Consider the following 13,554-nt stretch of genomic DNA (forward strand, 5'->3'; position numbering starts at 1 on the left):
TGGCCGGGACAAGCCCGGCCATGACGAATTGATAGAGCCGAGGTTCGCTGATGGATTCTCTCACGCCGCAAGACGCGACTGCCGCGATCGAACCGCCGCCGCTCCCCCCGCGGGTCTGGAAATTCTGGGGCACCGCGCTGTGGGGCCTTCTGATCTTCGCCGCGATGTTCGTCGGCCAGGTCACGGTCATCGTCTGGCGCATCGTCGCGCAGGGCGGGGAGGTGTCGACCGCCGGCATCACCCATGTGGTCGCCGACGGTCTGACGATCTCGCTCTCGGTCCTCGCCGGCCTGCCGATGGTGTTGCTGGTGCTGTGGTTCGCGATCCGCCGGACCCGGATCCCGTTCGCCGACTACCTCGGGCTGCGCGGGACATCGTGGAAGAACGTGATCATCGGCATCGTCGCGCTCGTCGTGCTGGTGGGGGCTTGGGACATGGTGTCCCGGGCCGCCGGCCGCGAGGTGGCGCCGGGCTTCATGGGCGACGTGCTGAAATCGGCGCAGGAGCACAGCGCGCTGTGGCTATTGGTGATCGCCTTCGCCGTGGCCGCCCCGCTCTGGGAGGAGCTGTTCGCGCGCGGCTGGCTCTACCGCGGCTGGTCGGAATCCAGGCTCGGCCCTTACGGCGCGATCCTGCTGTCGTCGATCGTCTGGACCGTGATGCACCTGCAGTACGACTGGTTCTTCCTCTGCCAGGTGCTGACGATCGGCCTCCTGTTCGGCTATTTGCGCTTCCGCACCGGCTCGACATGGCTGACCATCCTGCTGCACGGGCTGAACAATTTCGCGGCGACGATCCAGACCTGGTGGCTGGCGGGCTGATCGGCTCAGGACAGCAGTGAGGGCTTGCCGGGGCGCTCAGCGTACATCTCGGCCGTCCATTCCGTCAGACATTGTTCCGCATAGCGCAGGCCTTTGGTGGTCCGCTCGAGGCAGTCCTGCCCAACCTCGCTGTCGGGACCACGCGAAATGGCCTCGGCTATGTACAGTCCAGCCATTGAAACACCCTTGCGGATCTCTTCCAGTGCCAGGATGCAGTCACGCTGCCGAGCCTGGGCTTCACTGGTCGTGGGCTTCGCTTCCTGCGCAAGCGTTAGTTGGGACATTGCTCTCAGGCCCAGCCAACTGAAGACGCCGCACAGCTGCCTCACGCGTTCGGGCGCACTAGCGTCGAAGCCCTTGACGTTTCTCATAAGCTGCACCTTTCGGGTGACAAGCTCAGTAAGTGCCGTCTTTACGGCGCGCGCGCCCGTTTCAGTGAAGGTGTAACTGCTTGCTAGGTGCGCCATGGGCAAGTCGTCGACCGCGATCCGTTGCGTCCAGTTTGTGCGTTCCATCTGCGACCACAACACATCATTGTGGCTCCCCACCGACGTGACCATCGCGCTACCGGGGCGTGCCGCCGCGCCTTCATTTACGGACAGATCGGCGGGCGAAAGAGTCGCGAGCCAGAGGCAAAGCTGACGGTCGTCGAAGGCAGGCGAACTCGAATTATTGTTCATGCGTGCGGCCCGCTGGTTGCATGGGAAGGCGTGTATGAGCCTAGCAAGCCGGGCTTGAAGCGATGGTAAAGGCAAAAAGGAGATTTGCGCATTTCCCGCGAACGTCGGATCCTGGCCCGAAGTCGACATGGTTCACGCCCGGCCTGATGCTGCCACGAGAGGGCAGAACAAGCGCGATGATCTTCGAACGCTCACCTTAAGGCGCAATCGCCGCGATCACGATCGGTATCGTAACGGCCTCCGTGATCCTCCGCAGCATGATGATCCGGAACCAGTAGCGGCGCATCGCCGCCCATCGGAAGGTTGACGAAGGGGATGCCAGCATCCCGTCCGAGTGCTATGATCTGGATCAATGAATGAGCGCGGGCCGGACTGAAACCAGGCAGCGGCGGCTGCCGTCGTGCGAGCTCTTCCCATGGCTATCCTGATCCGAGCAATCCTGGCCGGCGTCGTCGCGCTGGCGTCTCTCGGCGCCATCACGCAGCAGGTGCGCGACCAGGGCGTTACCGACACCGAAATCCGCATCGGCAATGTCATGCCGTACAGTGGCGCGCTGGAGATTTTCGGCCAGATCGGCAAGGCGGAAGCCGCCTATTTCGAGATGATCAACGAACGCGGCGGCATCAATGGCCGCAAGATCCGCTTCATGTCCTACGACGATCTGTCGGATCCCTCCAACGCCATGGATCTCACGCGCATTCTGGTCGAGACCGACAATGTGCTGTTGATGTTCGGTTCGTTCGGCACGCCGGGGAATCTGGCGGTGCGGAAATATCTCAACGAACGGAAGATCCCCCAGCTTTTTGTTGCTTCCGGCGATCACGATCTCAGCGAGCCGTCGCGTTATCCATGGACCATGGGTTGGCAGCCTTCGTATCGCGAGGAGGGGCGCATCTACGCCAACTACATCCAGGCTTTCTATCCCGGCAAGAAAATCGTGGCGCTTTGGGAGAATGACCAGTTCGGGCGCGAATTGTTCAAGGGGTTGGTACAAGGGCTGGGTGACGTCGCCCACAACATCAGGGTCGACATCGCCTATGATGTCGACGATCAGCATCTGGACGGCCACGTCTCGATCCTGAAGCAATCGGGCGCCGAGGTCTTTGTATTTGCCGGAGTGCCGGAAAATGCCGCCAAGGTGATCCGGGCCGCGGCCGACCACGGCTGGCGGCCGGTGTTTGTCGTGAACCAGATGGCGTCATCGATCGAGACGGTGCTCAAGCCGGCCGGCACGGAGAATGCGACCGGGGTCATCACCGCCGCGTTCCTGAAGGATGCGAGCGATCCGGCCTGGAGAACGGAGCAGGGCGGCTGGCACAGCTTCCTGGACAAGTATACCAAAGCCGGCGGCAAGGATGACGCGGCGGCAGTCTACGGCTATGCCGCCGCCGAAACGATGGTCGAGGTGCTCAGGCAATGCGGCAACGACCTGTCGCGCGAGAACGTCATGAAGCAGGCCGCGGCGCTCAGGGATTATCAGGCGTCCGCTCTGCTCCCCGGCATCAAGATCAACACCGCTCAGTTCCGACCGGTCGAGCAATTGCGGTTGCTTCAGTTCGATGGCCGTAGCTGGCAGCCGATCGGTGATGTGCTGGATACGGCGTTCGTCGGTTCGTCCGGAAAATAGCGCGGTCAGGCGAAGCCATACGAGCCGCGCCCAATCGTTGCGGGCTTTCGCTGCTTGCTGAAGCGCAAGGGTGCGTTGTGACGCTACGTCGCCGCGACCGGCGGGCCGGTCGATCGCGGGAGAGCGCGCGCCGCTCGGCGCGACGCGGCTTCGAAAGAAATAATTTGTTGCGCGGATGGTACAGGAGCCCCCGGCCAAATCAGGTACATTGATACTGTATTGAAAGACTTTTCATCACCCGGAGCATTGCGTTGGCGTCAGACGCAGTCAGTCTGGCTGATACTACAAGTGTAGCGCACGCGGCGGCTGCTACAGCGCCATTTTGCGTGAAGATCGTGACGCGCGAGGAAATCGCCGGTTGTCCCGCCTGGGCCGCCAGTTTCGCCGACCTGCGCAAGGATCACCGTTACTACGAGATCCTGGAGGATACGCTCCGCGAGCGTGTCGAGTACCGGTACTTCGCAATCATCGACCGGGCGGGCTGTCTCCACGCCGTCCAGCCGTTTTTTCTTCTCGACCAGGACATTCTCGAAGGACTTGGAGCGGAATGGCAGCCGTTGCTGGCGCGCATCCGACGCTTCGTTCCCGGGTTTCTCAGAATGCGCACCCTGATGGTCGGATGCTTCGCCGGGGAAGGGCATCTTGCCGGATCAAGCACGGTGCCGTCCGGCAAGATCGCGGAGATTCTTTGCAGCGAAATCGTCACTCTCGCAAGATCGTGCCGGGCGCAGCTCATCGTCCTGAAGGAATTCCCCGCGCGCTACAGGCCGGTGCTGGATTGCTTCGTCCGGCGCGGCTTCGCCCGCGCGCCGAGCATGCCGATGACGGCGCTCAATATCGAGCACGACGACTTCGATGCCTACATGCAAAATGCGCTGCCGCGGTCGGCGCGCTGGCAGCTCCGCAAGAAATTCAAGGCAACCGACGGTGAAACCATAGCTCTTACCGTCACCGACGACGCAAGGGATGCCGTCGACGAGATCTATCCGCTCTACCTGCAGGTCTTCGACCGTTCGAAGTTCCGTTTCGAGAAACTGACAGCCGACTATCTCCGCCGGCTCGGCAGCGACATGAAGGACAAGGTCCGCTTCTTCATCTGGCGCCGTGGCGGGAAGGTGATCGCCTTCAGCCTTTGCATGGTCGAAGGCGACAGCCTGTTCTGGGAGTATGTCGGCCTCGACTATGGCGTCGCACTCGACCTTCATCTCTATTACTACACTATTCGCGACATGATGAATTGGGCGATCGCCAACGGTTACAGGTGGCTTCGAAGCACGGGTCTCAGCTACGAACCGAAATTCCGGATGCGGCACGACCTCGATCCGCTCGATCTCTATGTGCGGCTTCGCTCGCCGCTTCCGAACGCGATCTTTAGGTTTCTGTTGCCCTGGATCGTACCGGCCCGCTATGACAAGACCCTGCGCAAGTTCGCGAACTATCGCGAAGTCTGGTAGCAGCCGATAGGCGCGGCGCTATTCCAGGCCGCTCGGATACGCCCTCTAGGGCCCGACCGCGGCGATCACGATCGGCATCGTGATCGCGGCCAAAATCGTCTGCAGGGTGATGATCTGGGCGAGCAACGGCGCGTCGCCACCCATCTGGCGCGCCAGCACATAGGCTGACGGCGAGGTCGGTACCGCGGCGCAGGCTGCGACGATGGCGAGATTGGACCCGGTAACGCCGAACCACACCGCGAGCGCGACGGTCAGGACGGGCATCAGCACGAGTTTCAGCACCAGCGCGATACTGGCGGCCAGGCTGGGCCGGAAGATGCCTTCCAGATGCAGCCCGGCCCCGGTGACGAGCAGGCCGATCGCCAGCGACGAGCCGCCGAGCGCGTCGGCGACGTCATGCCAGATCTGCGGCAGCGGGATGTGCGCGACATTGATGACGAGCCCGATGACGCAGGCCCAGATCAGCGGGTTCTTCACGACCGTCATCACGATGACGCCGGTCGACCGCTTCTCCGACGAGGCATATTTCGCCAGCACGGCGACGCTGAACACATTGACCAGCGGGATGATCGCGACCATCGCGACCGAAGCCAGCGCAAGGCCTGTGCTGCCATAGAGATTGCGCGACACCGACAGCGCGACATAGGTCTGCCAGCGCGTCGCGCCCTGGAAGATCGAGGTGAAGGCGGGACCGTCAACGCCGGCGCGGGCCAGCGGGCCGCGCAGCGCGAGACAGAACAGCGACATCACCAGCGCCGCGAGCAGCAGCGCGCCGCCGACGCCCGCGACCGGCACCTTGGTCAGGTCGGCCTTCACCAATGTCTGCACCAGGAGCACCGGGAACAGCACGTAATAAGTCAGCTGCTCCAGCCCGTGCCATTGCGTATCGAGCTGCATCAGCGTGCGCTTCAGGACGAAGCCGAGCACAATCAGGAGGAACACCGGCAGCAGCGCCGCGATCACCACGGCCATTTTCAGCGCTCCCCGCGCAACTTCGCGAGCCGGTCCAGCGCACCCTGCAGGATGAAGATCGCGGCGTGCTCGTCGATCACCTCGGCGCGCCGGGCGCGGCTGACGTCCATCCCGATCAGCTCGCGCTCGACCGCCGCGGTCGAGAGCCGCTCGTCCCACAGCCCGATCGCAAGCGCGGTGAGGCCGGCGAGGTTGCGGGCAAAGGCCCGGGTCGATTGCGCGCGCGGGCCTTCGCTGCCGTCCATGTTGATCGGCAGGCCGAGCACGAAGCCGACGGCGTTGCGTTCGGCGGCGATCGCGAGCAGCCGCGCCGCGTCGGCCTTGAACTGCTTGCGCTGGATGGTCTCGACGCCGGTGGCGAGCCGCCGGTCGGGATCGGACGCGGCGACTCCGATGGTCTTGGTGCCGAGGTCGAGGCCGACAAGCGCGCCGCGCTCGGGCCAGTGCGGCGCAGCTTCGATCAGGGGAAGGATGGGGGCGGGCATGCCCTTGCGATTAGCACGCAGCCGCGCGCCGAGGCAAAGCCCGGCTGCGGGCAGGCGTCCATGCGAAAACGCCGGTCAGGCAGCGATCACACGGTCGTCGCCGGGAAGGCACGCGGCCAGCCCTTGCAAGGCGCTGTACTGATGCGCGGTGCGGCGCTGGATGAACAACGTCTCGACACGCGCATGCTGCGGATTGAGCTTGTGGATATTGATGTCGCGCTGGACGTGATCGCGTTCGACGACGGCGCGCGGCAGCAGGGTGACGCCCATGTCGGCGGCGACGCAGCCGACCATGCCGTCGAGCGTGCCGAACTCGAAGCGGGCGGCCGATGGCCAGCCGAACTCGGTGAACACCTGTTCGAGACGCTGCCGGTAGGTGCAGCCGGTGCGAAACACCAGCGCGGTCGGGCCCGACTCCGGCGTGCCGGCGCGCAATGCGGCCAGCGATTTCCAGCGCTGCGCGGTGACCAGCACCAGTTCCTCGGTGAAGGCTGATGTCGCCGACAGTTCGGCATGCTCGATCGGACCGGCGACAAAGGCGCCGTCGAGCGAGCCGTCGAGCACGGCGGCAACGAGGTCGGCGGTCGGCGCGGTACGCAACGTCAGGCGCACCGCCGGATAGCGGCGATGAAACTCGGCGAGCAGCGTCGGCAGCCGCACCGCGGCGGTGGTTTCCATCGAGCCGATCGACAGCGGACCCTTCGGCTCCCCATCATCGCGCGCGGCGAGCACGGCTTCGCGCGACAGCGCCGCCATGCGCTGCGCATAGGGCAACAGGCGGCGGCCGGCGCCGGTCAGCGACATGCCGCGGCTGTGGCGCTCGAACAGCGCGGTGCCGATCTCGGCCTCCAGCGCCTTGATGCGCTGGGTGACGTTCGACTGCACGGTGTTCAGCTCGTCGGCGGCCCGGGTGATGCCGCCGAGCCGGGCGACGGTGGAAAAGGTGAGCAGGTCGGTCAATTCCATCTGGGACCACCGTTCTGATTTAGAGATGGTAGCGTTCTCTAGTATTCATTATCCGAGAATGTTAGGCCCGCTTAGGCTGCAAGTCCAGAACAGCAAGTCCAGAACAGGGAGCAAGCGCATGCCGATCAGCACCGAATTGACGGCTCGTCTGGGTATCGAGCATCCGATCCTGCTTGCGCCGATGGACACGATTGCCGGCAGCGGGCTGGTCAAGGCGGTGAGCAATGCCGGTGGCTTCGGCATTCTGGGCGGCGGCTACGGCGACAAGATGCGGCTGCGGACCGAGACCGCGAAGCTGAAGGGTTTTGCAAAGCCGTTCGGCATCGGCTTCATCACCTGGAGCCTCGCAAAGCAGCCCGAGCTGATCGACATCGCGCTGGATGCGCGGCCGCGTGCGGTGATGCTGTCATTCGGCGATCCCGCGCCATTCGCGCCGAAGATCAAGGCCGCAGGCGCGCTTCTGATCTGTCAGGTGCAGAGCGAGGAGATGGCGAGGCAGGCGCTCGATTGCGGCGCCGACATCCTGATCGCGCAAGGCACGGAGGCGGGCGGTCACGGCGCATCGCGCACCACGCTCGACATCGTGCCGGCGATCATCGATTTCGCGGCAGGGCGCGTGCCTGTGGTGGCGGCCGGCGGCATCGCGGACGGGCGTGGCCTCGCGGCGATGATGATGCTCGGCGCATCCGGCGTGCTGATGGGAACCCGCTTCTACGCCAGCGTCGAGGCCGACGCGGCCGAGCAGGCCAAGCAGCTGATCTGTGCGGCAAAGAGCGGCGAGACGGTGCGCGGCGTGGTGTTCGACTGGTCGCGCAAGCTGATGTGGCCGGCGCCGTTCACCGCGCGTTCGCTTGCCAACGATCATCTGCGGCGCTGGAGCGGGCGCGAGATCGAGCTGATGCAGCGCGCTGACGACATCGCGGTGGAGTATGCCGCCGCGAGGGCCGCGGCCAATTTCGATGTCGCCGCGGTGTTTGCCGGCGAGTCCGTCGGCCTGATCCATGATATCGTTCCGGCGGCCGAGATCGTCGGTCGCATCGTCGCCGAGGCCGAGCAGTCGCTGCAGGGCCGGCGCAACTCTCTTTCCTCATTGACCTGAACAAGTGCGAGACACACCATGTGGCCGGACCGTCGATTGATCGATCGCTTCAAGACCGAATTCCCGATCGTGCTGGCGCCGATGGCCGGCGTGATGGATGCGGAGCTGGTGATTGCGGTGGCGCAGGGCGGCGGGCTCGGCTCGCTGCCATGCGCGATGCTGTCGGCCGAGAAGGCGCGCGAGCAGGTCAACATCATCCGCCAGCGCGTCTCAGCGCCGGTCAACCTCAACTTCTTCTGCCACAAGGCGGTCGACGCGGATCCGGCGCGCGAGGCGAACTGGCGGCAGCGGCTGGCGCCTTACTATCGCGAACACGGTCTCGATCCGAATGCACTGATCAATGCGGCGAACCGCGCGCCGTTCGATGCGGCGTTCTGCGCCGTGGTTGAGGAGTTGAAGCCCGAGGTCGTCAGCTTCCATTTCGGCCTGCCGGAGCCAAAACTGCTGCAGCGGGTGAAGGCCACCGGCGCCACCGTGATGTCGTCGGCAACGACGGTGAAGGAGGCGATTTGGCTCGAGGAGAACGGTGCCGACGTCATCATCGCGCAGGGCGCCGATGCCGGCGGCCATCGCGGTATGTTCCTGACCGACAACATCGCCGAGCAGCCCGGGACGTTTTCGCTGCTGCCGCAGGTGGCGGATGCGGTGAAGGTGCCGGTCGTCGCCGCCGGCGGCATCGCCGACGGGCGCGGGATCGCCGCGGCATTCGCGCTCGGCGCCTCCGGCGTGCAGGTCGGCTCGGCCTATCTGCGCTGTCCGGAGTCCAAGGTGACGGCGCAGGCCCGTATCGCGCTGGCGCAGGCGAGCGACGAATCGACCGTCATCACCAATGTGATGACCGGCCGCCCGGCGCGCGGCGTCGCCAACCGCGTGATGCGCGAGGTCGGCCCGATCTCGCCGGACGCGCCGGCGTTCCCGCATGCGGCGACCGCCCTCGGACCGTTGAAGGCGGCCGCCGAAAAACAGGGCAAGGTCGATTTCACCAATCTGTGGGCCGGGCAGGCGGTGCGGATGGGCAAGGAAATGCCGGCGGCCGAGTTGACCCGCGCGCTGGCGGGCGCGGCGCTGGCGCGGATGGGGGCTCTGTCTCAGGCCTGACGCGCCAGCTCTTTCAGACCAGACATGCCACGTAGAGGATCGCGACCCCCAGCGCCGTGCCGATTGACCAGAGGGCGGGGTCCCAGCCCTCCGGGCGGGGGCTGCCGTTGAGCATTGACATGACGCGCTCCGAACTTTTTGTTTGGGTCGAGTAGGCGCCGTGTATGTTTCGGGACGACTTCGCGGCAGCCGCGAAGTGGTTTCGTCGTGCGTTTCGCAGCCGGAATGGGTGGCAGGGTGTCTTGCCCGATCGCCGGATGGGCTCCAAGGCCCCGTTGGGCGGGCAAATTCGCGCGGTTGCGGCGCAAAACCGGCCTCTGCTATACGGCAGGCTGACCTTTCAGCCTGACCTTTCAGCCCCGAGGCCCTATATAATGTCCGTAGACGCCACGACCGTCCGTCGTATCGCGCATCTGGCGCGGATCGCGGTCAGCGACGCCGAAGTTCCCCATCTCCAGGGCGAACTGAACGCGATGCTGGCCTTTGTCGAGCAGCTGTCGGAAGTGAATATCGACGGCGTCGAGCCGATGACCTCGGTGACCCCGATGGAGATGAGGAAGCGCGCCGATGTGGTCAATGACGGCGAGATCGCCGACGTCATCGTCCGCAACGCGCCCGACACCGTGAACGACTTCTTCCTGGTGCCGAAGGTGGTCGAGTAACGCAAGCAAGGCGTTTTCGAGCGAAGTGGATCCCGGTTCGCGTGAAGAAAACGCGTCAAACAAAAGCGACAAAACCCAATGTGTCTGCTGTGCGACGATGAGAAGGCCTACAAGGCCTATATGGACTTCCTCGATGCCATGGAGCGCAAGGGGAAGGTCGCCGATCCCAACGCGGCGATGGACGCCGTGCTCGACCATCTCGAGGCGCTCGACGCCGAGCGCGCCAAGGAAAACGCCAAGGCAAATAGCCTGGCGCGCCAAGACGATCCCGCCAACGACAAGACCCTGTCTCCGTTCTTCTGCAGCCCGATCAATAAATGACTGATTTGACATCGCTGACGATCGCCGAGGCCCGCGAGGGCCTGGTGAGCAAGTCTTTCACCGCTCGCGAACTGACCGATGCGCATCTCGCAGCCATCGAAGCCGCGCGCGTGCTCAATGCCTATGTGCTCGAAACGCCGGACCGTGCCCGCGAGATGGCCAGGGCCGCCGACGTGAAAATTGCAAAAGGCGAGGGCGGACCGCTCGCCGGCATCCCGCTCGGCATCAAGGACTTGTTCGCGACCCGCGACATCAGGACCACGGCGTGCTCGAAGATCCTCGGCAATTTCATTCCGCCCTACGAGTCGACGGTGACTTCGCAGCTCTGGCGCGACGGCGCGGTGCTGCTCGGCAAACTCAACAATGACGAGTTCGCGATGGGCTCGTCCAACGAGACCTCGTGCTTCGGCCCGGTCACCAACCCGTGGCGGCGTGAGGGCTCCAACACCACGCTGGTGCCGGGCGGCTCGTCCGGCGGCTCGGCTTCGGCGGTGGCGGCTGCTCTCTGCATGGGCGCGACCGCGACCGACACCGGCGGCTCGATCCGCCAGCCCGCCGCGTTCACCGCGACCGTCGGCATCAAGCCGACCTATGGCCGCTGCTCGCGCTGGGGCATCGTCGCGTTTGCGTCCTCGCTCGACCAGGCCGGCCCGATCGCGCGCTCGACGCGCGATGCCGCGATCTTGATGCGCTCGATGGCGGGGCACGATCCCAAGGACACCACGTCGGTCGACATCGCCGTGCCGGATTACGAGGCCGCGATCGGAAAATCCGTGAAGGGCATGAAGATCGGCATCCCCAAGGAATATCGGCTCGACGGCATGCCGGCCGAGATCGAAAAGCTCTGGAGCGAGGGCGCGCAGTGGCTGAAGGCCGCCGGCGCCGAGCTCGTCGAGGTGTCGCTGCCGCACACCAAATATGCGCTGCCGGCCTATTACATCGTGGCGCCGGCCGAGGCCTCGTCGAACCTCGCGCGCTATGACGGCGTGCGCTACGGGCTGCGCGAACCGGGCAGGAACATCATCGAGATGTACGAGAACACCCGCGCCGATGGTTTTGGCGACGAGGTGCGCCGCCGCGTGCTGATCGGCACCTATGTGCTGTCGGCCGGCTACTACGACGCCTATTATCTGCGTGCGCAGAAGGTGCGGACGCTGATCAAGAAGGATTTTGAGGACTGCTTCGCCAAGGGCGTGAACGCGATCCTGACGCCGGCGACGCCGTCGGCCGCGTTCGGCATCGGCGAGAAGGGCGGCGCCGATCCGGTCGAGATGTATCTCAACGACATCTTCACCGTGACCGTGAACATGGCGGGCCTGCCGGGCATCGCCGTGCCCGCCGGCAAGGACTCGCAAGGTCTGCCGCTCGGTCTGCAATTGATCGGCCGTCCGTTCGACGAGGAGACGCTGTTCTCGCTCGGCGAGGTGATCGAGCAAGCGGCGGGCCGCTTCACGGCGCCCAAATGGTGGTGAGCGATGGCGGATTTCCGCGCCAGTCTCGCTGACGCCGCGCCTGATGCGGCGCTGTCGCCGCCGCTCGCCGCATTGTGGTGGGCGAAGAAGGGCGATTGGGACCAGGCGCACCGCATCGTGCAGGACGAGAGCGACGCCAATTCGGCCTGGGTGCATGCCCATCTGCATCGCGTCGAGGGCGATCTCGGCAATGCCGGCTACTGGTATCGCCAGGCCGGCCAGCCGGTCGCAACGGACACGCTCGAAGCCGAGTGGGAGCGGATCGTAGCCACGCTGCTGGCGCAGCGCGGCTAAAGGACGCCGGTGCGGAGGCACCGCGAGCATTAACCCTGTTTCGGCCGCCATGCCGCCGCCCAGATTGGCCGTGATAGGCTAATGGAACCGGGCGGGGGCCAGCGGCAAAAGAGAGTATTCGTGCGTGGGTCGGGCATAGGGGGATGGCTGTCAGCAATGCTGGTGGCCGTGGTGGCGGCGGGCCTTGCCGGCTGCGCCTCCGTCTACAATCTGCCCGGCAATGTGCCGCTCGGCGCCGCGCTCGCCGACAACAGCAGCGCGCGCGACATTCCGGCCTACGAAGATGATCTGCTGCTCGCGCTGTCGTTCTCCGGCGGCGGCACCCGCGCGGCGGCGTTTTCCTTCGGCGTGCTGGAGGAGCTTGACCATACGCGGTCGAGCGCGGCGGGCACCAAGACGCTGCTCGACCGCGTCGACTTCGTCTCCGGCGTCTCCGGCGGATCGGTCACCGCCGCCTATTTCGGATTGAAGCGCCGCGCGGCGCTCGACGATTTCCGCCAGCGCTTCCTGCTGCGCAACGCCGAGGAGGGACTGAAGACCCGGATCTCGCTCGGCAATATCGGGCGCGCGCTCGGCGGCGGCGTCAACGACAGCCAGTTCACCGACTGGCTCGATCAGAATTTGTTCGACGGCGCGCGGTTCGACGCACTGGCCGACGATCGCCGGCCGCGGGTCTGGATCAACGCGTCTGATATCTACAACCGCACGCCGTTCGTGTTCGGCAAGACATCGTTCGACGCCTTGTGCAGCGACATCAGATCGTATCGTGTCGCCGAAGCGGTGGCGGCATCCGCCGCGGTGCCGCTGGCATTCGCCCCGATCGTGCTGCAAACCTATCCCGGCGGTTGCGCCGCGCCGCTGCCGGCCTGGCTCGAGCGGGTGCGCAACGATCCGAACGCACAGCCGCTGCTGCGCGCCTACGCCGAGGCCCAGGCGCATTACCGCGACGGCTCGATGCGCTACGTCAAGCTGCTCGATGGCGGCCTCGTCGACAATTACGGCCTGTCGGGGCTGAGCATCGGCTTGCTCGCCGCGCAACGTCCCTACGAGCCGCTGAACGAACGGCAGGCGGCCAAGCTGAAGCGCATCCTGTTCCTGGTGGTCGACGCCGGCCGCGGCATCTCCGGCGACTTCGTGCAGACGCTCGAAGGGCCGAGCGGCGTCGAACTGGTGTCCGCGGCCGCCGACACCGCGATCGATGCCAGCGTGCGCTCCAGCTACGCCGCCTTCACGGCGCTCGCCGAGGACTGGTCCGGCAAGCTGAAGCGCTGGCGCTGCGGGCTGTCGGCGGCGGAGCGCAGCCGGCTCGGCGTCGGCGCCGGCTGGAAATGCGGCGACGTCGCGATCTATGTCGAGCGGCTCGGCTTCGACCGGCTTGGACCGGACCGCGCCGGCATCCTGAACGCCATCCCGACGCGGCTGTCGCTGCCGCCGGAGCAGGTCGACCAGCTGATTGCGGGCGGCGCCGACGCGCTGCGCTCGAGCAAGGCCTACCAGCAGTTCCGGCGCGGGCTCTAGATTTCGGCCGCCCATCGACACCGTCTATCCTCATCCTGAGAAGCCTGCGAAGCAAGCGTCTCGAAGGATGTAGGTCGCGGGCGGG

At 65.5% G+C, this 13,554-nt stretch carries 14 protein-coding genes; 10 read left to right on the forward strand and 4 right to left on the reverse strand.

Annotation, left to right across the window (positions count from 1 at the left end; all coding sequences use genetic code 11):
* The first annotated feature begins 50 nt into the window (after positions 1-50).
* Positions 51-821, forward strand: a complete 771-nt coding sequence (locus tag AC1VNY_RS06220; RefSeq protein ID WP_482404522.1) for a CPBP family intramembrane glutamic endopeptidase — start codon at positions 51-53, stop codon at positions 819-821.
* 5 nt (positions 822-826) lie between these two features.
* Here the strand turns inward: AC1VNY_RS06220 and AC1VNY_RS06225 are convergent, their stop codons facing one another.
* Entirely contained in the window at positions 827-1,501 is a 675-nt protein-coding gene (locus AC1VNY_RS06225; protein WP_482404523.1) for a hypothetical protein, read from the reverse strand.
* A gap of 415 nt (positions 1,502-1,916) precedes the next feature.
* On the opposite strand from AC1VNY_RS06225, the gene AC1VNY_RS06230 reads away from it, so the two are divergent.
* Both AC1VNY_RS06230 and AC1VNY_RS06235 read left to right on the forward strand, forming a co-directional pair.
* Positions 1,917-3,128: an ABC transporter substrate-binding protein gene (locus AC1VNY_RS06230; RefSeq protein WP_482404524.1), complete on the forward strand. Its 1,212-nt coding sequence runs from the start codon at positions 1,917-1,919 to the stop codon at positions 3,126-3,128.
* A 326-nt stretch (positions 3,129-3,454) separates the two neighbouring features.
* Entirely contained in the window at positions 3,455-4,582 is a 1,128-nt protein-coding gene (locus tag AC1VNY_RS06235) for a GNAT family N-acetyltransferase (RefSeq protein ID WP_482404525.1), read from the forward strand.
* A 45-nt stretch (positions 4,583-4,627) separates the two neighbouring features.
* Here AC1VNY_RS06235 and AC1VNY_RS06240 read toward each other — a convergent pair whose 3' ends face one another.
* The 3 genes from AC1VNY_RS06240 to AC1VNY_RS06250 form a co-directional block, all read right to left on the reverse strand.
* Positions 4,628-5,554 (reverse strand): AEC family transporter, encoded by a 927-nt coding sequence (locus AC1VNY_RS06240; protein ID WP_375762982.1) that lies wholly within the window; start codon positions 5,552-5,554, stop codon positions 4,628-4,630.
* Between the two features lie 2 nt (positions 5,555-5,556).
* Positions 5,557-6,039 carry a Holliday junction resolvase RuvX gene (ruvX, locus tag AC1VNY_RS06245; protein ID WP_018271965.1) on the reverse strand — a complete coding sequence of 161 codons (483 nt, stop codon included), beginning with the start codon at positions 6,037-6,039 and terminating at the stop codon, positions 5,557-5,559.
* 75 nt (positions 6,040-6,114) lie between these two features.
* Positions 6,115-7,005 carry a LysR substrate-binding domain-containing protein gene (locus AC1VNY_RS06250; RefSeq protein WP_482404526.1) on the reverse strand — a complete coding sequence of 297 codons (891 nt, stop codon included), beginning with the start codon at positions 7,003-7,005 and terminating at the stop codon, positions 6,115-6,117.
* Between the two features lie 58 nt (positions 7,006-7,063).
* Here AC1VNY_RS06250 and AC1VNY_RS06255 point away from each other — a divergent pair, with 58 nt between their 5' ends.
* From AC1VNY_RS06255 to AC1VNY_RS06285, 7 genes are all read left to right on the forward strand, one after another.
* Positions 7,064-8,104 (forward strand): NAD(P)H-dependent flavin oxidoreductase, encoded by a 1,041-nt coding sequence (locus tag AC1VNY_RS06255; protein ID WP_482404609.1) that lies wholly within the window; start codon positions 7,064-7,066, stop codon positions 8,102-8,104.
* Between the two features lie 18 nt (positions 8,105-8,122).
* Positions 8,123-9,202 carry an NAD(P)H-dependent flavin oxidoreductase gene (locus AC1VNY_RS06260; RefSeq protein WP_482404527.1) on the forward strand — a complete coding sequence of 360 codons (1,080 nt, stop codon included), beginning with the start codon at positions 8,123-8,125 and terminating at the stop codon, positions 9,200-9,202.
* Positions 9,203-9,576: 374 nt separating this feature from the next.
* The gene (gene gatC, locus AC1VNY_RS06265) at positions 9,577-9,864 is read left to right on the forward strand and encodes an Asp-tRNA(Asn)/Glu-tRNA(Gln) amidotransferase subunit GatC (protein WP_016843980.1); all 288 of its coding nucleotides are present in this window, start codon (positions 9,577-9,579) and stop codon (positions 9,862-9,864) included.
* Positions 9,865-9,942: 78 nt separating this feature from the next.
* Complete coding sequence (locus tag AC1VNY_RS06270) at positions 9,943-10,185, forward strand: hypothetical protein (RefSeq protein WP_482404528.1); 243 nt, start codon at positions 9,943-9,945, stop codon at positions 10,183-10,185.
* Complete coding sequence (gene gatA, locus AC1VNY_RS06275) at positions 10,182-11,657, forward strand: Asp-tRNA(Asn)/Glu-tRNA(Gln) amidotransferase subunit GatA (protein ID WP_482404529.1); 1,476 nt, start codon at positions 10,182-10,184, stop codon at positions 11,655-11,657. Before AC1VNY_RS06270 ends, gatA begins: the two co-directional genes overlap by 4 nt.
* 3 nt (positions 11,658-11,660) lie before the next feature.
* Entirely contained in the window at positions 11,661-11,951 is a 291-nt protein-coding gene (locus AC1VNY_RS06280; protein WP_482404530.1) for a hypothetical protein, read from the forward strand.
* Between the two features lie 156 nt (positions 11,952-12,107).
* Positions 12,108-13,469 (forward strand): patatin-like phospholipase family protein, encoded by a 1,362-nt coding sequence (locus tag AC1VNY_RS06285; protein ID WP_168858152.1) that lies wholly within the window; start codon positions 12,108-12,110, stop codon positions 13,467-13,469.
* The last annotated feature ends 85 nt before the right edge of the window (positions 13,470-13,554 follow it).

The sequence above is a fragment of the Bradyrhizobium ferriligni genome (genome assembly GCF_056837965.1).

What these genes read in the sequence shown, in the direction of transcription:
- AC1VNY_RS06255 (WP_482404609.1), top strand. Translation starts at nt 7,064, where the DNA reads ATGTTAGGCCCGCTTAGGCTGCAAGTCCAGAACAGCAAGTCCAGAACA.
- AC1VNY_RS06230 (WP_482404524.1), top strand. Translation starts at nt 1,917, where the DNA reads ATGGCTATCCTGATCCGAGCAATCCTGGCCGGCGTCGTCGCGCTGGCG.
- AC1VNY_RS06270 (WP_482404528.1), top strand. Translation starts at nt 9,943, where the DNA reads ATGTGTCTGCTGTGCGACGATGAGAAGGCCTACAAGGCCTATATGGAC.
- AC1VNY_RS06285 (WP_168858152.1), top strand. Translation starts at nt 12,108, where the DNA reads ATGCTGGTGGCCGTGGTGGCGGCGGGCCTTGCCGGCTGCGCCTCCGTC.
- gatC (WP_016843980.1), top strand. Translation starts at nt 9,577, where the DNA reads ATGTCCGTAGACGCCACGACCGTCCGTCGTATCGCGCATCTGGCGCGG.
- ruvX (WP_018271965.1), bottom strand. Translation starts at nt 6,039, where the DNA reads ATGCCCGCCCCCATCCTTCCCCTGATCGAAGCTGCGCCGCACTGGCCC.
- AC1VNY_RS06225 (WP_482404523.1), bottom strand. Translation starts at nt 1,501, where the DNA reads ATGAACAATAATTCGAGTTCGCCTGCCTTCGACGACCGTCAGCTTTGC.
- AC1VNY_RS06220 (WP_482404522.1), top strand. Translation starts at nt 51, where the DNA reads ATGGATTCTCTCACGCCGCAAGACGCGACTGCCGCGATCGAACCGCCG.
- AC1VNY_RS06240 (WP_375762982.1), bottom strand. Translation starts at nt 5,554, where the DNA reads ATGGCCGTGGTGATCGCGGCGCTGCTGCCGGTGTTCCTCCTGATTGTG.
- AC1VNY_RS06260 (WP_482404527.1), top strand. Translation starts at nt 8,123, where the DNA reads ATGTGGCCGGACCGTCGATTGATCGATCGCTTCAAGACCGAATTCCCG.
- AC1VNY_RS06280 (WP_482404530.1), top strand. Translation starts at nt 11,661, where the DNA reads ATGGCGGATTTCCGCGCCAGTCTCGCTGACGCCGCGCCTGATGCGGCG.
- AC1VNY_RS06250 (WP_482404526.1), bottom strand. Translation starts at nt 7,005, where the DNA reads ATGGAATTGACCGACCTGCTCACCTTTTCCACCGTCGCCCGGCTCGGC.
- gatA (WP_482404529.1), top strand. Translation starts at nt 10,182, where the DNA reads ATGACTGATTTGACATCGCTGACGATCGCCGAGGCCCGCGAGGGCCTG.